General features: G+C 58.0%; 16 protein-coding genes. 9 read left to right on the forward strand and 7 right to left on the reverse strand.

The annotated features are described in order from the left end of the window. Nucleotides 1-130 precede the first annotated feature (130 nt). Nucleotides 131-1690, reverse strand: coding sequence for a trimethylamine methyltransferase family protein (locus KUV26_RS17910; protein ID WP_222509391.1), 1560 nt, complete (start codon nt 1688-1690; stop codon nt 131-133). 265 nt (nt 1691-1955) lie between these two features. Then, nucleotides 1956-2549, reverse strand: coding sequence for a helix-turn-helix domain-containing protein (locus tag KUV26_RS17915; RefSeq protein WP_222509392.1), 594 nt, complete (start codon nt 2547-2549; stop codon nt 1956-1958). Nucleotides 2550-2634: 85 nt separating this feature from the next. On the opposite strand from KUV26_RS17915, the gene thrC reads away from it, so the two are divergent. Genes thrC through KUV26_RS17930 form a run of 3 tightly spaced genes read left to right on the forward strand, consistent with a single transcriptional unit; the run spans nt 2635 to nt 5598 of the window. Further along, nucleotides 2635-4032: a threonine synthase gene (gene thrC, locus KUV26_RS17920; protein WP_222509393.1), complete on the forward strand. Its 1398-nt coding sequence runs from the start codon at nt 2635-2637 to the stop codon at nt 4030-4032. Then, entirely contained in the window at nt 4029-4850 is an 822-nt protein-coding gene (locus KUV26_RS17925; protein ID WP_222509394.1) for a hypothetical protein, read from the forward strand. The genes thrC and KUV26_RS17925 overlap by 4 nt, the downstream gene beginning before the upstream one ends. A gap of 1 nt (nt 4851) precedes the next feature. After that, on the forward strand, nt 4852-5598 hold the full coding sequence (locus tag KUV26_RS17930) for an SDR family oxidoreductase (RefSeq protein WP_222509395.1): 747 nt from the start codon (nt 4852-4854) through the stop codon (nt 5596-5598). A 109-nt stretch (nt 5599-5707) separates the two neighbouring features. Here KUV26_RS17930 and KUV26_RS17935 read toward each other — a convergent pair whose 3' ends face one another. Then, nucleotides 5708-6589: a LysR family transcriptional regulator gene (locus KUV26_RS17935; protein WP_222509396.1), complete on the reverse strand. Its 882-nt coding sequence runs from the start codon at nt 6587-6589 to the stop codon at nt 5708-5710. 134 nt (nt 6590-6723) lie between these two features. Between KUV26_RS17935 and KUV26_RS17940 the strand changes: the two genes are divergently transcribed. From KUV26_RS17940 to KUV26_RS17960, 5 genes are all read left to right on the forward strand, one after another. After that, nucleotides 6724-8118, forward strand: coding sequence for a lyase family protein (locus KUV26_RS17940; protein ID WP_222509397.1), 1395 nt, complete (start codon nt 6724-6726; stop codon nt 8116-8118). Beyond that, nucleotides 8115-9608, forward strand: coding sequence for an aldehyde dehydrogenase family protein (locus KUV26_RS17945; protein WP_222509398.1), 1494 nt, complete (start codon nt 8115-8117; stop codon nt 9606-9608). The genes KUV26_RS17940 and KUV26_RS17945 overlap by 4 nt, the downstream gene beginning before the upstream one ends. A 51-nt stretch (nt 9609-9659) precedes the next feature. Beyond that, on the forward strand, nt 9660-10757 hold the full coding sequence (locus KUV26_RS17950) for an aldo/keto reductase (RefSeq protein ID WP_222509399.1): 1098 nt from the start codon (nt 9660-9662) through the stop codon (nt 10755-10757). Between the two features lie 73 nt (nt 10758-10830). Further along, the gene (gene dddP / locus KUV26_RS17955; protein WP_222509400.1) at nt 10831-12168 is read left to right on the forward strand and encodes a dimethylsulfonioproprionate lyase DddP; all 1338 of its coding nucleotides are present in this window, start codon (nt 10831-10833) and stop codon (nt 12166-12168) included. A 95-nt stretch (nt 12169-12263) separates the two neighbouring features. Beyond that, nucleotides 12264-13934: a BCCT family transporter gene (locus KUV26_RS17960; protein WP_222509401.1), complete on the forward strand. Its 1671-nt coding sequence runs from the start codon at nt 12264-12266 to the stop codon at nt 13932-13934. A 225-nt stretch (nt 13935-14159) separates the two neighbouring features. Here KUV26_RS17960 and KUV26_RS17965 read toward each other — a convergent pair whose 3' ends face one another. From KUV26_RS17965 to KUV26_RS17975, 3 genes are all read right to left on the reverse strand, one after another. Beyond that, nucleotides 14160-14423, reverse strand: a complete 264-nt coding sequence (locus tag KUV26_RS17965) for a hypothetical protein (RefSeq protein ID WP_222509402.1) — start codon at nt 14421-14423, stop codon at nt 14160-14162. Beyond that, nucleotides 14420-14710 carry a hypothetical protein gene (locus KUV26_RS17970; protein WP_222509403.1) on the reverse strand — a complete coding sequence of 97 codons (291 nt, stop codon included), beginning with the start codon at nt 14708-14710 and terminating at the stop codon, nt 14420-14422. The genes KUV26_RS17965 and KUV26_RS17970 overlap by 4 nt, the downstream gene beginning before the upstream one ends. 175 nt (nt 14711-14885) lie before the next feature. Further along, nucleotides 14886-15527, reverse strand: coding sequence for a relaxase/mobilization nuclease domain-containing protein (locus tag KUV26_RS17975; protein WP_222509404.1), 642 nt, complete (start codon nt 15525-15527; stop codon nt 14886-14888). Nucleotides 15528-16416: 889 nt separating this feature from the next. On the opposite strand from KUV26_RS17975, the gene KUV26_RS17980 reads away from it, so the two are divergent. Further along, nucleotides 16417-16803, forward strand: a complete 387-nt coding sequence (locus tag KUV26_RS17980; RefSeq protein WP_222509405.1) for a hypothetical protein — start codon at nt 16417-16419, stop codon at nt 16801-16803. Nucleotides 16804-17177: 374 nt separating this feature from the next. Here the strand turns inward: KUV26_RS17980 and KUV26_RS17985 are convergent, their stop codons facing one another. Beyond that, a complete protein-coding gene (locus KUV26_RS17985; RefSeq protein ID WP_222509406.1) occupies nt 17178-18065 on the reverse strand; it encodes a LysR family transcriptional regulator in 888 nt (295 codons plus the stop codon). Between the last annotated feature and the right edge of the window lie 87 nt (nt 18066-18152).

Raw genomic sequence — 18152 nt, forward strand, 5'->3', positions numbered from 1 at the left:
AATAGGGTGCGCGCACCCCGTTTGGATTCCAGGCCATCTCTGAATGAAAGCGGGGTTTCTGATTGTTAATGAATTGCGGGTCGGCAGCGCGATCACGTCCTTTGCGACCCGCGAACCGATCCCGTAAGCGTTAGAAGTCCGTCGCTGCGCCACCCTCGGCCTTGCGCTTGGTGACAAAGGCGTCAAGCTCGCCCCTGATCGCCGGATCCAGAGCCGGAGCCTCGTATGAGGCGAGCCGCTTCTTCCACTCTGCGTTGGCACGCTCGATCGCAATCGGCGATCCGGCCTCCTGCCACGTTTCAAAGTTTCGCCAGTCACTCAGGATTGGTGAATAGAAGGCATCGCGATAACGCGCCTGGGTGTGCTCAGTACCGAAAAAGTGGCCCGCTGGCCCGACCTCGTTGATGGCTTCCAGCGCCAGATCGTCAACACTGGTCGGAACCGGTTGCAGGAATTCTGCAATCATCTGCAGCAGGTCGATATCAAGGATCACTTTCTCATACGAGCAGCACAGGCCCCCTTCGAGCCAGCCTGCCCCATGCATGAGCATATTTGCGCCGCCATTGATGGCGCCCCAAAGTGAGAAAACCGCCTCGTATGCAGCCTGCGAGTCGACCGTATTGGCCGCGCATACATTCGATGAGCGATAAGGAATGCCATAGCGCCGCGCCAGTTGTCCGCCGATATGCTGTGCCTTCATGTATTCCGGCGTGCCAAATGCGGGTGAGCCGGTCTTCATGTCCACATTGGACGTGAAACCGCCATACATCACCGGGGCTCCGGGGCGCACCATCTGGGTAAAGGCCACCCCCGCCAATGCCTCGGCATTCTGCAATGTCACGGCCCCGGCAATCGTAACCGGCGCCATTGCCCCGGCCAGCGTGAAGGGTGTGATCACGACAGGCTGGCCCATTTCAGACAAAGCCATCACACCCTGCATCATCGGAATATCGAGCTGCAAAGGGGAGTTCGTGTTGATGATCGAGAACATGCACGCCTGATCGCGCATCTGGTCGTGTGACAGGCCATGGGCAATCCGCGTCATTTCAATCGCATCGGAAACACGCTCCTCACCGAGCGAGTAGATACAATACGCCTTGTCGGTCAGCGTGATGTAATCCTGGATGCAATCAAGATGGCGGACAGAGGCGTGAATATCGACCGGTTCGACAGGATACCCGCCGGTCACGTTCAGAACGTTGTGCATCTGGGCCAGCCGCAGAAAGTTGCGATAGTCTTCCTGATTGCCAGAACGCCGTCCCCGGTCCGTATCCGAACAATTCGGCGCACTTGCCATCATGTTGAAAACGATATTGTTTCCACCCATGACAACGTTGTGCTGGGGGTTCCGCGCGTGCAGCGTGAACTCCGCCGGGGCAGTTGCAACGGCTTCGTTGATCAGATCCGGATCAAAGCGCACGCGCACATCGCCATCCCTGACATCTGCCCCTGCTTTTTTCATCAGGCCGCGCGCATCATCGTGCAAAACGTCCAAGCCGGTTTCTGAAAGCAATTTCAAGGATGCTTGGTGAATATGTTCGACCTGATCATCCGAAATGAGCTCAACGGCGGGATAAGGACGCTTGAGTTGGGTGAAGGGCCGCTGCACGATTGCCGGGGCCGGGGCTCCGCCATCACGGCGGCGCCCGCGGCGTCCGCGCGCTCCTTGGGACAGTTGATCAGTAGACATCCAATAGCACCTTCATGGCCGGAATTGAGCTTGAGAACGAGAGGCTTGGGTTCAAGCCCTCAAGTCCGTTTCTGCGGGTGGAAGCTGGATGAAGAACCAAGCCGCAGGCCGCCGCTCAAACTTGCGGAGGCTGGCGGGCTTGCCGGCCCGCCAGAGCCCGGAGGCACCAGACGAAGGTTCTTTTTATGTTTTCCAATATACCGCATTGAATCCGATATATAGGAATAATGCAAAGATTCGGTCAAGCCCTTCTGCGGCCCTCCCCTCAAACTGACGCGGTCGGCTCCTGATACTGAGTCGGCTGGGCCACGAGAAGGATCGCCTCCGTTTCCCCGTCCGCCTCATTGCTAATGCGATGATTGCAGTCACTGCGGTACCGCAGTGTATCACCAGCCTCAGCCCGGACAGTACGATCGCCAACCGTTACCGACAGTGACCCAGACAAGCAGGTCAGGTGTTCAAAGGTGCCAGGGGCATGAGGCCTTGAATCTAGCTCCGCTCCAGGCTTCATGAGCAGCCTGTGCCATTCAACAGGAAGAACCGTTCGCCGCGGACTGAGCATATACAACTCACATTTCCCATCCGCGCTGCGCCGCATTGGCGTGGAATAGTGATGAAGATGCTCAATTGGCTCCTCTTTACCAGGCCCGCTTTCCAGCAAGCTGAGATCGATCCCAAGCGCTTGAGAAAGAGCCCAGACGATGGAGAAGGTCGGGTTTGTGGCGCCCCGCTCAATGGCAGACAGCATTGACCGGGACACCCCGGTGCGCTCAGAGAGCCGCTCCAAAGTCAGGCCAAGCGACTTTCTGGCCTCCTTCATTATTTTTCCGATATCTGGAGTGGCTGCGTGTGTGTTCATTCTCAATATCCAATATATTAGATTTTTCTTTACTGGCTGCTGAAGCCTTGCTAAGTCCACAATATTGGAAATCCAGGGGAATGCTATGCTCTACTCCAGCACTCGCGGGAACGCACCCGCTCGATCCCTCCGGGAATTGCTAAGCCGTGGCACTGCCGAGGATGGCGGCCTTTACGTACCCGAGACCTGGCCCGAACTCACACCCGGCGAACTGACTACGCTGAGCGGGCAGCCCTACGACCAGATTGCATCGGATGTTCTGGCGCTGTTTGGCGGAGCCGAGTGGCAGCAGGGCGATTTCACCGCAGGCATAAGACATGCACTGGCCGGTTTTGAAGGCAGTGATGGCCCGCCCCTGACCCACCTGAATGACCAACTGTGGAGCATGGAGCTATTTCATGGCCCCACACTGGCTTTCAAGGATTACGCCCTCGCTCCTCTGGCGGAAGCGATCGACCGGGAACTCGCACTCACCGGCAAACGGGCTACAGTACTCTGCGCAACCTCAGGAGATACTGGCGCGGCTACGGCTAACGCCTTTGCGGGGCGTTCGCGCGCCAATGCAGTAATTCTGTTTCCGGAGGGCCGCGTATCTGACGTGCAGCGCAAGCAGATGACCTGCCTGGGAGCAAAAAATGTCCAGGCCATCAGCGTTCGGGGAGACTTCGATGACTGTCAAAGCATAGTCAAGAGCCTGTATCAAAGCGAAGCCGCTGAAAAATATAGCTACACGGCTGTGAATTCGATCAACCTGGCCCGGATCCTCCTTCAGACGTCCTATTACATTTACGCCTCGGTGAAGATCCACAACGATTGCGGCCAGCCTGTGAACTTTGCTGTGCCGAGCGGAAATTTTGGCAATATCTTTGCGGGCTATATCGCGAAGCAAATGGGAGCTCCAATCGGGAAGCTGATCGTCACCTCAAACGAGAATGACGTCCTTCCCCGGCTGTTCGACACTGGACGGATGTCGAAAGCCGAGACCATTCCAACAATCTCACCTAGCATGGACATTCAGGTTTCAAGCAACTTTGAACGCATGCTGTGGCTATTGAAAGGGCGCGACGGGAACGCAACGCGCGACATGCAAAAACAGCTGGCCGAACAGTCTTACTACGAACTCACGCAAGCCGAGCGTTCCGCACTGACCGAGAACTTCGGAGCGATGAAATGCGGCAAAGGCGACGCCTTGGACACCATGCGCCAGCTCCACAAGCAGTTCGGCAAGATCATTTGCCCGCATTCAGCAACCGGATATTTCGCGGCAGATCAGCTGAAGGCAACGCTTGACGGTCCCATTGTTGTCGCTGAAACAGCCCATCCGGCAAAATTCCCGACGGCTGTCGAAGAAGCGCTCGGCACACTTCCGGATACGCCTGCGCGGCTGATGGACCTGTTTGCCGGTGAAGAGGAGTTCGCAACCGTCGATCCGACGGTTGAAGCGGTGCAAAGCGTGATCGACGGAAAACTCGGAACGCCATGAAACTGACGTGCTTGCCCCCGGAGGTTCAATCTCTTCTGAATGAACCGCGTGACATCCTCTTGATCGGGATGTCGGGAATCGGAAAAACGCTCCTTTCGAGCTATTTGAACCAATCCGGGGCGTGGCACTATGTGTCGATAGACGCCCAAATCCAAGAGCGGTATTTGCGCGAGCAGATTCTTGATGCCTTCAATGCCGAGGTCAGCAAGGGTGCAATGCTGTCCAAGCTGCAAGAACTGGGCATTCTCAGCCTGGACAATGAATTGTGCAAGGACACGCTTGCGCCTTTGACGTCCTATTTGGGGATGCCCGGCAACCCGGACAAAGGCGGGATCGAATTCAATGAATATGTGAAACGGCAAAACTTGCATCGGCTGGCTGAACGCACGGCGGTCGAGGACCTTCTTCGGCTAGGTGCCGATCAGCCAATTCTGGCTGATTCCAGCGGATCGTTCTGCGAATTGTTCACTGCCGGTGACCCCACATTTGCTGCTTTGAAAGACAGGTTCCTTGTCGTGTCGCTGAGGGAGAACGACGAACTCGTCAACAATCTGATAGCGAGATATGTTGAGAATCCGAAACCGATTTACTATCCGCCTGACCTGCTTTCTGAATACTGGGGTGAGTTTTCGGCTGCGGTTGGAAACCAGGACAGGAATGTCGATCCGAGGAAGTTTGCACTCTGGTCGTATAAAAAGTTGGTTTCTGTCAGGCGGAACAAGTTTGCGGCACTGGCCAAACACAGTGACATAACAATTAATGCTGCGGATTTGCGATACGCCAATGAGGTCGCGGATGCCGTTTCGGAGGGAAAATGACATGAGCGGGATTTTGGCATCCGGCAGCGTTGCACTGATCACCGGCGCCAGCAGCGGCATCGGTGCCGCCACCGCGCGGCACTTGGCCGAACGCGGGGCGCGCGTGATCGGCACCGGACGCAGCCGCGACCGATTAGAAGGGCTGGCGGCGGAGCTGGGCGACAGCGGCCTGATGATCGAACTAGACGTGCGCGACGAGGTCGGCGTCACGGCCGCACTGGCCGGGTTACCCGCACCTTGGCGTGACATCGACATCCTGATTAACAATGCCGGCCATGATGCCGGCGGCTGGCAGGTCTTTCAGGATCTCGACCGGGCCGCGAGCGACGATGTCATCGACACCAACGTCACCGGTCTGATCCGCATGACCTCGCATATCGTGCCGGGGATGATTGCCCGAAACCGGGGCCATATCGTCAATATCGGGTCCATCAGTTCATTCTCGCCCTATCCGAAGTCCGCCGTCTACTGCGCCAGCAAATTCGCCGTGGATGGTTTCACACAATCGCTGCGTATGGACATGGCCGACACCTTGATCCGCGTCACCCAGATCGACCCGGGCGTTGTGCTGACTGGGTTCCAGCTAAAGCGCTACAAGGGTGATCAGGCTGCGGCGGATGCGTTTGTCGACAGCTACCCGACCGGGCTGACGCCGGACGATGTGGCACGCTCTATCTGCTTTGCTCTGGAGCAACCTGCCGGTGTAATGATCGACCGGATTATTTTGGAACCAACGCTCGACACCTAAGCGATGCTGCTTGGGAAATTCAGTTGCTAGTCATTCGAGATCTGGTACTTTGAGGCATGTTGATAAATCGAAACTCACCGAGTTTGGTGCGCGGTATCTTAGTCTTGCTTTAAAACGCACCCGCCGTTAGGCCCGCCACGCCTCTGAGCCATCGAAAGAACTGCACCGAGCGGGTTTTGGCTTGTTGCTCTTCTGAAATCTCAAGCCAGTATCCGTTTGGCCCAACCACAGTTGTTGGAGAAATCTGGACAAGGCTGCCTGCGTTGAGTTCATATTCAATCATATTGCGGTCGACCACGGCGACGCCGACCGAATTTTTGGCTGCCTGAATGGCAAGTTCAAGCGTTGCAAATTCCATGGATGTCCCGCTGGGAATATCCGGGTTGTCCGACTCAAGTGCCAGCCAGTCCTCCCACAAAGGAAAGCGCACACCTTTGTCAAAGACATGCAAAAGGCAGCTGGCGCGCATGGCCTCACGGTCCTCAAAAAGTGTCGGCGAACAGACGGCAATGTGCTGTTCCACCAGCAGCTGCACATGTTCGGATCCTGCGGTGGGATGTGCGCCAAATTGAACGACGCAATCCATGCGGATATCAGGCCATGGCTCGGTGTGGACGGCCAATTCAACACCCGGAAACCGTTGTGGATAGGATGACAGGCGCCGTGTCAGCCAACGGGACGCCAAGGTGGGTGGCGCCAGCAGGTTGATTTTGTGCCGTTGAAGGGACCCGGTGGCTTCGCCTACGGCGTTTTCCAGAAGGCCGAAAGTCTCGAAAACCCGCTGATGGAGGACCCGGCCTTCGTCCGTCAATGAAATGCTATTTCCGACGCGGTCGAAAAGCTTGAGATCCAAAGCATCCTCCAACGCTTTTACCTGCCTGCTGACAGCGCTCTGAGTGACGCCAAGCTGCCTGGCCGCGCCGGTGACGCTCAGGCAGTTGCCAACAACCGAAAAGGCCCGGAGCGAGGTGAGACTGGGAAAAGTGTTCATGGGATCGATGCGCAAGCCGCTGTGGGAGAGTGCTAGGCAGCTTAGTTGGTTCTCGCGCCGAGGTCATTACAAAAAGGAATGCCTATTCCTTTTTGTCATTTGCCTGAATCCCTGAAGTTCACCAAAGACACGCCATGGCAGCTCGACACGAGGGAGGCGTGGGGCCCGTGGATTACTTAAGGACAGAGCAGGATACTCTTGGCTCGGTAAATGTACCTGCCAATGCCTGTTTTGGCGCACAAACGCAGCGGACTGCAGGGCTCTTTCCCATATTTGGAGCGCAGAAGCTATCCGCCTATCCGCAGTTGATCGAGGCGGTGCTGCATGTCAAACGCGCCGCCGCGCGCACCAACGTGGCCATCGGGGCCATGCCCAATGGCACGGGCGAAGCGATCAGCGCGGCCATTGACCATCTGTTGACCCAATCTCTGGAGACGGATTTCCCCATACATTCATTTCATGGGGGTGGCGGAATCGGCATCAACATGAACGTCAACGAAGTGCTGGCCAATCTCGCCAATCTCCAATTTGGCGAGTCCTTTGGCAGCAACGCACCGCTGCATCCAAATGATCACATCAACCTCAACCATTCCACCAGCGACTGTCTGTCCACCGCCTGCCACATCGCGGCCCGTGCCGCCTGGGCGGGGCTGGAAACCGAGCTGCTGGGACTGGTAAATGACCTCGGTCAGAGCGCGGCCCAAATGGGGGACCAGCCCAAACTGGCACGCACCTGCCTGCAGGATGCGGTTGACATTCGCGCCGGGGACTATTTCGGCGGGGTTGCGCATAATCTGCTCAAGCTGACGGAGCGCGCTGGCGCAGACGCCAGCGACCTAGCGGCAGTGAACCTGGGCGGCAATATCATCGGGCGGTCTGATGATTGTGACCCGGATTTCTTCAATCAGGTCATCCATCAGTTGAACACGGTTCTGGAACAGGCAGGCCTGGCCCATGATCTGCGCCGCACCGACAATCTGTTTGCTGCGTCGCAAGCTCATGATCCGTTGCAAAACCTGGCGTCGTCGCTGGAACAGATCGCCCGGACGCTTATCCGGTTTGGCGGGGATCTGCGGCTGATGGCGTCAGGGCCGAATGCAGGCTTTGGCGAAATCCGCCTGCCGGTAAAGCAGCCCGGCTCATCGGCCATTCCGGGCAAGATCAATCCGACGATCCCCGAATTCACCATGCAATGCGCCATGATGGCCTGTGGCCGCGCGGCGACGGTGCGCATGACCCAGGACCACGGGGAACTGGATTACAACCCGTGGCAGATGCTGGTCGTGATCGCCCTGCTAGACATGATTGCCCTGTTGCAGAGCGGGGTGTCCTCGCTGCGCCGCAACTGTGTGCAGGGGCTGGAATTGAACACCCAGCGCAACACCGAGAATGCGCAAGGGCTGGGGCCGAGCCTCATGCAGCTAAAACGCAAATTTGGCTACAGCCGTGCCTCGGCTGTGGCGAAACAGGCCGCGGGCGATGTGTCCATCGTGCGCGCAGCACTTTCCGGAATAGAGGAAGTACAATGACACTCGATGCAGATCTGAGCTGGGCCAGGGCCTGGCTGAAAGAGGACAAGAAACAGTATATCAACGGCCAGTGGGTGGCCGGTGCAGGTCAGACCTGGGACGTGAAAAATCCCGCCACAGGCGAAACGCTGAGCACCATTGCGCTGGCCGATGCGGCCCAGGCGGATGCCGCCGCCGCCGCCGCCCACCGCTGCCACCAAAGCGATGTCTGGAGCCGCAAGACCACCCGCAAACAACGCGCCGATGTGCTCAATGCCATCGCCCGGCTGATCCGCGAGAACACACAGAAACTGGCCATTCTGGAAAGCCTGCCGAATGGCAAACTGCTCTCCGAAGCCATGGTGGACGATATCCCGACCTGCGCCGAGATCTTCGAATACTACGCAGGCTGGACCGACAAGTTCTACGGTGAGGTCTCCCCGGTCGAAGACGGCTTCCTGAACTTCACCAACAAGGAGCCGGTGGGCGTCTGCGCCCTGATCGCGCCGTGGAACTTCCCGCTCTATCAGGCCAGCCTGAAGATCGCCCCGGCGCTGGCCATGGGCAACACGGTGGTGATGAAGCCCTCCGAATACACGCCGCTGGCCACGCAATTCCTGTTCGAGCTGATCGACCGCGAGCTGGACCTGCCCGCCGGGCTGCTGAACCTGCTGGTCTGTGACGGGCCGGTGGCCAACCACCTGACGGTCAGCCGCGACGTCCACAAGGTGTCCTTCACCGGCAGCACCAACGTTGGCCGCCAGATCGTGCAGAACTCTGGCCAGTCGAACCTCAAGGCGGTGACGCTGGAGCTGGGCGGCAAGTCGCCGTGCATCTTCTTTGACGACACGCCGGATCTGGATGCTGCAATCGACCGCGCCTTTACTGTCATGTTCTCGCACAAGGGCGAGAAATGCTCCGAGCCGACCCGCTTCCTGATCCAGAAGGGCAGCTATGACTATGTCATGAGCCGCCTGATCGAGAAGGCCGAGGCGGTGCGCTGTGGCGACCCGCTCTCGCCGGATGCGCAGCAAGGCCCGCAGTGCAACCCGGCGCAGTTCAAGCGGATCATGGACTACATCGAGATCGGCAAGGGCGAAGCTGAACTGGTGGCCGGCGGCTATGCGGATCAGCAGGGTGACAATGCCAACGGCCTGTTCATCCGTCCGACGATCTTCGCGAATGTGCCGGGCTCCGCGCGCATCGCCCAGGAGGAAATCTTCGGGCCGGTTCTGTCCTGCACACCGTTCGACACCGCCGAAGACGCGCTGAAGCTGGCCAATGACACCACCTATGGTCTGGCCGCCGGCGTCTACACCGGCAACATCAATGTCGCGCACCAGATGGCGGACCGCCTGGATGCGGGCATGATCTTTGTGAACCGCTATGGCTGCTACGGCCTGTCCAGCCCGTTCGGCGGTTTCAAGGAAAGCGGCTGGGGCAAGGAAATGGCCATCCACTCGCTCAGCTCCTACACCAAAACCAAAGGGATCTGGATCGCCTACGGGTGATCCTTCTCCGACCTCTCCACCATCAATTCATTCACTAGGAAAGACTGTAGAATGAAATACACACGCCTTGGCAATTCGGGCCTGCGCGTCTCTCGGCTGTGCCTTGGAACAATGAACATGGGTTCCAAGGATTGGAAGCCGTGGATCTTTGACGAAGCCGAAAGCGAGCCGCTGATCGGCCACGCACTGGACAACGGGATCAACTTTGTCGATCTGGCGGACTTTTACTCGGCGGGCGAAGGCGAAGCTGTGGTGGGCAATATCCTGCGCCGCCTGGCGCGCCGGGATGAGCTGATCCTGACAACCAAACTGGGCTACCAGATCGGTCAGGACGTGAACTCTTATGGGACGTCGCGCAAGCATATCCTCGATGCCATCAATGGCTCGCTGCAGCGTTTGAAGATGGACTACATCGATATCTACATGCTGCACTACTTCGATACCGAAACCCCGGTCGAAGAAACCATGGAAGCGCTGAACGACGTCGTGCGCAGCGGCAAGGCGCGGTATATCGGCGTGTCGACCATGTACACATGGCAATTCGCCAAGATCCTGAATGTCTGCGAAAAAAATGGCTGGACCAAGCCGGTCAACATGCAGCTTCAGCTGAATTGCGCCTACCGTGAAGAAGAGCGCGAAATGATCCCCTACTGCATGGATCAGGGGATTGGTGTGTCGTCCTTCAGCCCGCTGGCGCGGGGCACCCTGGCCAATGATCCCAACTCGACCCGCAACAAGACCGACTTCTTTACCGCGCAGATGTATAATGACAAGACGTCCTATGACATCGCCTGTTCCGTGCAGCGTGTGGCCGAGGCCAAAGGCATCACTTCCTCGCAGGTGGCGCAAGCCTGGGTTCTGCGCAAGCCAGAGATTTCGTCGATGCTGGTCGGTGCGGACAGTGTTGAGCAGCTCGATACGGCCTTTGCTGCGCTTGATACGGAGCTGGATGCAGAAGATCTGCACGAGATCGAACGCAATTACACGCCCTGTGACCTGATCAACGATTACACCGCGGAAAAGCGCACCCCGCGCACCCCGCGTGCAGCGATCGGCAAATATGCGGATCAGACACCGGAAAAGCACGACCTGAGCATCCCGAATTCAGACATCGGCCAATACGCGGATCAGGCGGCAAACGTGGCTTGATCCACTGCCCGTGTGCCTCAGGCACGCGGGCATGTTTTCGCATGCCAGCCATCTTCTGAAAGGGATGCACAGAATGAACTCGCATTACAGGGATCACCGGAAGATCGACCCAAGCCAGGGCGCACGCCTTGGCGACGGGACGGAAAATGACGGCAACCGGGTCGAGATCGGACCAACCGCGCTCGCCCATGCCGAATGGCGCGAGGCGGGTCTGGAACTGCCCGACCTGGCCGAGATGCGCAAAGCCCGGCATAAGCGCCTGACCGACGCCATCGCCGCGCGCGGCTATGGCGGCCTTCTGATGTTCGACCCTTTGAACATCCGCTACGCAACCGACACGACGAACATGCAATTGTGGAACACCCACAACCCGTTCCGAGCCTGCCTGCTCTGCGCCGACGGTTACATGGTTATCTGGGACTATAAGAACGCGCCGTTTCTGGCCGAGTATAATCCGCTTGTCCGCGAGAGCCGATCCGGCGCGGACATGTTCTATTTCGCACGCGGCGACCGAATCGGCCCGGCGGCCGACGCCTTCGCCGCCGAGGTGGCGGACCTGCTTGCCACCCACGCACCGGGCCATACTCAGATCGGCATCGACAAGATCCAGCCTGCCGGATTGGACGCGATCCGCCGCGCGGGGCTGGAGTATCGCGACGGCGAGGAAGTCACCGAACGCACGCGGGGAATCAAGACCGAGCACGAACTGCGCGCCATGCGCTGCGCCATCCATTCCTGCGAACGCGCCATGGCCGCAATGGAAGACTTTGCGCGCACCGAGATTCCGAACGGCGGGGTGACCGAAGACGACGTCTGGGCCGTGCTGCATGCCGAAAACATCAAACGTGGCGGCGAATGGATCGAAACACGGCTGCTCACCTCGGGGCCGCGCACAAACCCCTGGTTCCAGGAATGCGGGCCTCGGGTCATCTCCGAGAATGAGATCCTCGCTTTCGATACTGATCTGATCGGACCTTACGGCATCTGCGCTGACCTCAGCCGCACATGGTGGATCGGCGACGACCTGGCGCCGATCCATATGCGCGAGAGCTATGCCGAGGCCGTCGAACACATCCGCTACAACACGGCGCTCCTGCAGCCTGGCCTCCACATGGAGGACCTGACCCGCTCATTGCATGTGCTGCAGGACAAGTATCAGGCGCTCAAATACTCCTCGCCGATGCACGGGGTGGGGATGTGCGATGAGTGGCCTCTGATCGCCTATCCCGACCGTCTGGTGGAAGGTGCCTTCGACGCCGTTCTCGAGCCCGGCCTGACGCTGTGTGTCGAGGCGCTGGTGGGCGAAGTAGGCGGGGACCACATGGTCAAGCTGGAGGATCAGGGCGTGGTGACCGGCAGCGGGTTCGAGACGATCTCAACCTATCCGCTCGACGCGCGCCTGATGGGCTGAGCAACCCAGTCAGAATTTGCAATGCGCAAATCCCGCCAGCAAACCCCAAACACACTCTGCTGGCGGAACAGTTTTCACAAACCAGGGAGGAAAGTATGAAACCACCTTTAGGAGAATTGGACATTCCAGTTTCGGAGAGCGGCTTTTACGCCGGGTTTTCGAAAAACGTGGCCGTTAGCGCCAAGCTGCTCGTCACGGCGCTGATCGTATGGGCCGTAGCCTTTCCCGAGAGCGCTTCATCAGCGCTGGGATCCCTCAACACGCTCATTCTCGGAGTGTTTAACTACTGGTACATCTATGCAGTAGCCTTCTTCCTCATCCTTTGCCTGGTGATGGCGCTTCTGCCGGTCTCCGGCCGCTTGCGGTTGGGACTAGACGGTGAAAAGCCGGAATTCTCGAATTTCTCATGGTTTTCCATGATGTTCAGCGCGGGTATCGGGATCGGGATGCTGACGTTTGCGACCGCTGAACCGATTTACCATTTCCAGAACAACCCCAACGTGATCATGGGCGAAGTTGTCGGCACCTCGGCAGAAGCCGTGCGCTCGGCCTATATCTGGTCCTTCGCGCATTGGGGGCTGTCGGCCTGGGGCGCATATGCAATTGCCGGGCTGGCCTTTGCCTATTTTTCCTACCGCCGCAATCTGCCGCTGACGGTGCGAACTGCATTGATCCCGCTGTTTGGCAAGTCGCTTTCGGGGCCGCTGGGGCATTTGGTCGACATCGTGTCGGTGGTCGCCATTGTTTTGGGCATTGCGCAGACGCTTGGGTTTGGTGTGGAACAATTCGTGGCCGGCCTGGCACGTATTGGCGTCGGTGACTGGCTGCTGGTGACCGACGGAAACGGCGGCCAGAAAGCCTCTTTCGCTGCGATCTTGTTCGCCCTTCTGGTCATTGTCGGCGCATCTACGCTGTCGGCCCTGTCCGGTGTCGGTCGCGGAATCAAATGGCTGTCGAACCTGAATATGGGGCTGAGCTTTTTCCTGCTGGCGTTTTTCCTGATCTTCGGATCCACGATGTTCGCTCTCGAAGTGTTTTTCGTCGGCATCTGGGATTACCTGCTCGCGCTGCCGGAAATCAGTTTCACCGTGTGGTCTGATGATGGCACCGAGAAGGGTGCGGCTCTGGCCGGATGGCAAGGCGGCTGGACCGTGTTCTATTGGGCCTGGTGGATTGCCGTGACGCCGTTTGTCGGCCTGTTCCTGGCCCGGATTTCACGCGGTAGAACAGTGCGTGAATTCATTCTTGGCGCGATGATCATTCCGTCGATCATGTGCTTTATCTGGTTTGCCTTTATCGGCGGAACGGCCATTGATCTGGAACTGAGCGGCACGGCCGAAAACGCGATCCTGGGCGTTGGGATTTCCGATCAGCTCTATGCCACGCTTGCGGTCCTGCTCAGCGACGGGCTGACCTGGGTTTTCTCGGTTATCGTCGTCGTATTGCTGCTGACCTATCTGGTGACATCCGCGGACTCGGCTGTGTTGATCATCAACACCATCAACGCGGCCGGTGACGATGGTCCAAAGGCGCGCCCCCATATCATCTTTTGGGGTATTGTGCTGGCATTGGTCGTTGGCGCCCTGCTCGTTGTCGGTGGCCTGAAAGCCATTCAAACCGCGATGGTCATCGCTGCGTTGCCGTTCAGCTTTGCAATGGTGCTGATGGGCTTTGCTCTGATCAAGGCGATCATCAACGATAGCCGCCGGAACGCGGCAGGAGTCGCATCGACAGTAGATGATGAGGATCCGTTACCGGCTGAGTAACGGCACACAATACCCCCGGAGCGCCCGCATGACCTGTTGCGGGCACTCTTTCTGCAATCAATCTGGGGAGGGCTATGTCATGTTACTGACGCCGCAGCAGCGGGGTAGTTCCCGCTGCCAGGCTGAACAACAAAGATTTGTACCGGATCAAAGACTTCCGGTTTCCACTGAACGTGATTGGTTAGACGGTTCCACCCCATCATAAGACCAATGTCAGCGCCACGGTCAAAATGGTGACAACTTTTCCTGGTCAATAGGCTCCGGCTGCTTTGGTTCAAGATTACCGAGCGGCTGAAAGTCGGCACAAAACTCTGATGCCTGATTGCCTGGGCAAGCAACACGAGCAACGCAGGTCCCAACATCTGCGCTGCTGCCGTCCGGAAAGGTGATGCGCAGCGGAAGTTCCCCTTTTACAGATGAGAGACGCCATGTTTTCGGTCGAGGTTTGAGTGTAGCTAGTAAATGCTTCAGCAATTCGCCCAAAGTCACTCCAGCGGCAAGTTCAAAACTCTCAGTATGCGGTCGATCTTGCGGTCTGTTTCTTCCAGCATCTTCTGGTTGCTGTTCAGCTGCCGCAAGCACAGGTTCTGGCTTTCCAGAACTTGCTGAATAGTTGTGAGGAGCGCTTTTGTTAGGCTGAGGTCCTCCCGTTCGGGTTCTTGCAGCAAGTCCAGCAGAGGGTGCAGATCCAGGATCAGACCCTGGTTCTGTTTCATCTGCTCCAAAAGGATTTGCTCCGCTGCCGGGAGTTGCAGCGGCTGGAGTGTTCCGGTCATCGAAAATTTCCTTAAGCATGTTGCGGTGCCGTTTGAGGATTCTGACAAATCGTGCAGCCTCCAGGCGCTGACGCGCCTCTTGCAGGCTACGGGCAAACTGTATTCGGGTGCGCAGATGGCGAGGCTCCCATGCGAGCCCGAGGCAGCCGCTCCACAGCGCCCCCTTTGGATTTGTTCACAGATAGCTTTCAACGCCGTAGTTGTTCCGTGTGACGGTCAATCGAAAACCGCCAGAAGCATTGCGCATCGCGGAACCAAGCTCCTTTATGGAACGGGGTTGATGGCGCTGGAAGACGGCTTGAAGGTCAGAGATGAGCTGACGGTGAAGATTGCTTGTCAGTCTTCGCCGCGGAGCAGGCGGAACCAGGCGAGGAACACTGGGATCAAAATAGACGGGCGACACCAAGCCGAGGTGTTGTGCGAGGTTCTGGTGAGCACGGTCAGAATTCAGGCGGGACAGACGGGGTCTCAGAATCCGCCCGGTGAAGCTGCGACTTATAATGGCAATATGAACGTGATCGCACTCTGTATTAGTGTGACGCGCGGAGATCCAAGGTGTCGCATATGGCGGCAGGCCAATCCCGGTTAGAGCCGTCATGATAATGCGGAGCCATTGCCGCACCGTGCCCCGCAATCCCTTCGGCAGGGATAGAGTCATGTGCAGGATGCCATGCCCTCCGCTCATCCGGTCCAGTTTTCGCCGCAACTGCGTTCTGGGCAGACTGGGAATTGTGCCGCCGATCAACTCCGCCCTGTCCCGGAAGATGTAGTGTTCCACTACTTCTGCGGATCTGTGGTGCTTCACGATCGCTCGCATCAGTGCGACTCCTTGCGCTGCTCTGCCGCCTCTGCAAGTCGGAAAACAGCCTTTGCAAGTTGGGAGATTTTGGAGCTTGGAACCCGGCCTTTGAGACAGTTTACTTCGAGTCCTAGTTTTCCGATTTCCTCTGCTAGAGTGTCGCCGTTGGATTGCGTCTCCAAAGCCCGTGACCGCAAACAGCCGGCCTTAGTTTGGTAGGATCCCTGTCGCATGATCTGTTCAAGCTGCTGATGTTCGGCGTCTGTCAGACGAACTTTAATAGTGTGGTTCCTCGGGGCTGGCATAAGTTTCTCCTGTGCTGGGGGCACAGCTTCTCAGCACGCGCAAACGCGGCTGCAGATCCTGCCCTGCTCGTTCTAGGTGACGGAAACAGAATAGGGCTCCGGTTTGAAAATTTGGAGTGCCCGAGCAAACAGGGCTGTGGAAAACTCGTGCTTCTTCCGGATTCTCGGCGGTGAAAAGGATCGTCCGCTAAGGAAGATGGGAGGGGGCGGTGGCAGAAAATCGGGCCCTATGCTTAGGTTCTTTCGCGCGCGATGTTCGGGGTTGTTCGATAACCTACTGCAAGATTGGCAGCTTGCGTGCAGTTCAGCTTTTGCTCGACCACATCAAGTTGGTTGTCACCGTCCGGCATCCAGACGTGGAACCTGAGGATTCACTGGTTTTAGCTGGCGCCGTCGCAATTTGAGCAACTTGGGCGGTTTCCCGCGCCAGTGGTTCCTTGGCCACAGCAGTGGCCAAGGAAATTTGAGCTGTACCCGCCAACGCTCCTATTGGAACATGTGCCCTTCCGCAGCGTATTCGCGCAGGATTGCAGCGTACTTCCCGGCCAGTTCCTCACAGCGCGCGATGAACCGATCCAGGCTACCTTCGGATCACCGGGCGCGTGAAAGACATCTTCAAGACGGCCAAAGGGAAATACGTTGCACCCGTGCCAATTGAAAGCCTGTTGTTCGAGGACCAGCATGTAGAACAGGTCTGCGTGGTCGGCAGCGGCTTACCTCAGCCCGTTGCCATCACTGTCCTGTCACAAGAAACCACTGATGCAGTCCCGGAGCATGAAATTCGGCAATCGTTGAGCCAATCTCTGGACAGGGTCAATGCCCAGCTTGGGAGGCACGAGCAGTTGGGCCGGATCATCGTCGTGCCAGATGAATGGACTGTGGAAAACGAGTTCTTGACGCCGACGATGAAGATCAAGCGTGAATTGATTGAGGAAAAGTATGAAACTGTCGTGGCTATGCCAGCAGACAGCGAGGTTGTATTGCTGTGAATGTGAACTGGCCCCCATTACGACCGGACACCTCGTGACCTACCCACCGCTGGTCCCTCGCTCATGACGAGAGGTTGCGGGTTTGTGATGCACTACCCTGAACAGCCCCAGCAGAGTGGTTCAGTTTGATTGTTAGCGCATGATTGGCTTGGAGCTCACCCCATATCTGGTCCGAGCTTCATGCGACCTTTCAGTTGGGCCGCAAATTCGCTCCTGAAAACGCCCAATTCTGCACTCAGCCTGAATCGACCCCATGCAGTTCGCTGCTATTGTTCTCTCGGCGCAACTGCTCCTCGCGCACTATGACAAAGATCGCAGCGGGGAAGTCTGCTGCGGACCAAAAAATGCAGGTGCGCTCTGCGCGACACAGTTGTTCAAACCTGGGTCCGGCACATATCCAGGAAAGCTGATACCAGATCTGTACGCCGCACCGCTCTTGCCAGGGCAATGGCAACCTCGAAGCGGCCAATCTCCTGCGTGAGCGGGCGCGTGACCACAGTATCGCCTTCAATCGTCAGGTTCCCGCCAGGCGGGAAGCCAACAAGCGTATACCCCAACCCCTTTCCCACATAAGCTTGAACCATTTCGCGGGATTGCGAGGTCAGCGGCACCTCCGGGTCAAGACCGGCAGCCCGCAACAAGTCAAGATAGCTGGGGCCGGGACCAGCCCGCGACACGGAAATGTAGGGAAGGCCGGACAGGTCCTCAAGCTGCACGCTGTCTGCCTTTGCCAAAGGGTGCGACGCAGACAGCAAAACCAAGGGCGGCAGCGCCTTCAGGCTTTCGACATCGAAGCGCGTGTCATCTAAGCCCTGATTGAAAACAACAAGCGCATCGGCCTCCCCCGCATCAAGTGCTGCAACCAGGCTTGGAAAATCATCTTCCACGACTTCGATACGAACGCGGGGGTAGCTGTCGCGGAACGTCAGAACCGCAGGCAGCACAATCCGCTGGGCAATGGCATAATGCGTCCCGATCCGGATCGTGCCGGCTTCCCCCTTGGCCAGGTCGGCGGCATGCCGGTCCAGGGCCTTCGCCCGCGTCAGCAGAGCTTCCGCATCGGTAAGGAACTCCGCCCCCGCACGGGTCAGCCGCATACCCCGCGCGGGAAAACGGTCAAACAAGGTCAGGCCAGTGACCGCTTCGAGTTTGTCCAGCGCCGATGAGACCGCCGCAGCGGAGACGTTCAGGTTTCGTGCCGCAGGCGCGATACCACCGCAACCCGCAGGCGCGCGCGGCTGTTCAGCGAGATGCTGTCCCACTACGTGATCCGGGACCGCTACGGGCGTCCTGGCAAGGGCAACGACAAGGGTTCCGTCGAAGGGCTGGTCGGCTATTCCCGGCGCAAC

The organism is Leisingera daeponensis (assembly GCF_019801465.1).
In the GTDB taxonomy this organism is placed as follows: domain Bacteria; phylum Pseudomonadota; class Alphaproteobacteria; order Rhodobacterales; family Rhodobacteraceae; genus Leisingera; species Leisingera daeponensis_A.

Coding starts and splice junctions, on each gene's coding strand:
- KUV26_RS17910 (WP_222509391.1), bottom strand. CDS start 1,690: ATGTCTACTGATCAACTGTCCCAAGGAGCGCGCGGACGCCGCGGGCGC.
- KUV26_RS17915 (WP_222509392.1), bottom strand. CDS start 2,549: ATGAACACACACGCAGCCACTCCAGATATCGGAAAAATAATGAAGGAG.
- thrC (WP_222509393.1), top strand. CDS start 2,635: ATGCTCTACTCCAGCACTCGCGGGAACGCACCCGCTCGATCCCTCCGG.
- KUV26_RS17925 (WP_222509394.1), top strand. CDS start 4,029: ATGAAACTGACGTGCTTGCCCCCGGAGGTTCAATCTCTTCTGAATGAA.
- KUV26_RS17930 (WP_222509395.1), top strand. CDS start 4,852: ATGAGCGGGATTTTGGCATCCGGCAGCGTTGCACTGATCACCGGCGCC.
- KUV26_RS17935 (WP_222509396.1), bottom strand. CDS start 6,589: ATGAACACTTTTCCCAGTCTCACCTCGCTCCGGGCCTTTTCGGTTGTT.
- KUV26_RS17940 (WP_222509397.1), top strand. CDS start 6,724: ATGGCAGCTCGACACGAGGGAGGCGTGGGGCCCGTGGATTACTTAAGG.
- KUV26_RS17945 (WP_222509398.1), top strand. CDS start 8,115: ATGACACTCGATGCAGATCTGAGCTGGGCCAGGGCCTGGCTGAAAGAG.
- KUV26_RS17950 (WP_222509399.1), top strand. CDS start 9,660: ATGAAATACACACGCCTTGGCAATTCGGGCCTGCGCGTCTCTCGGCTG.
- dddP (WP_222509400.1), top strand. CDS start 10,831: ATGAACTCGCATTACAGGGATCACCGGAAGATCGACCCAAGCCAGGGC.
- KUV26_RS17960 (WP_222509401.1), top strand. CDS start 12,264: ATGAAACCACCTTTAGGAGAATTGGACATTCCAGTTTCGGAGAGCGGC.
- KUV26_RS17970 (WP_222509403.1), bottom strand. CDS start 14,710: ATGACCGGAACACTCCAGCCGCTGCAACTCCCGGCAGCGGAGCAAATC.
- KUV26_RS17975 (WP_222509404.1), bottom strand. CDS start 15,527: ATGCGAGCGATCGTGAAGCACCACAGATCCGCAGAAGTAGTGGAACAC.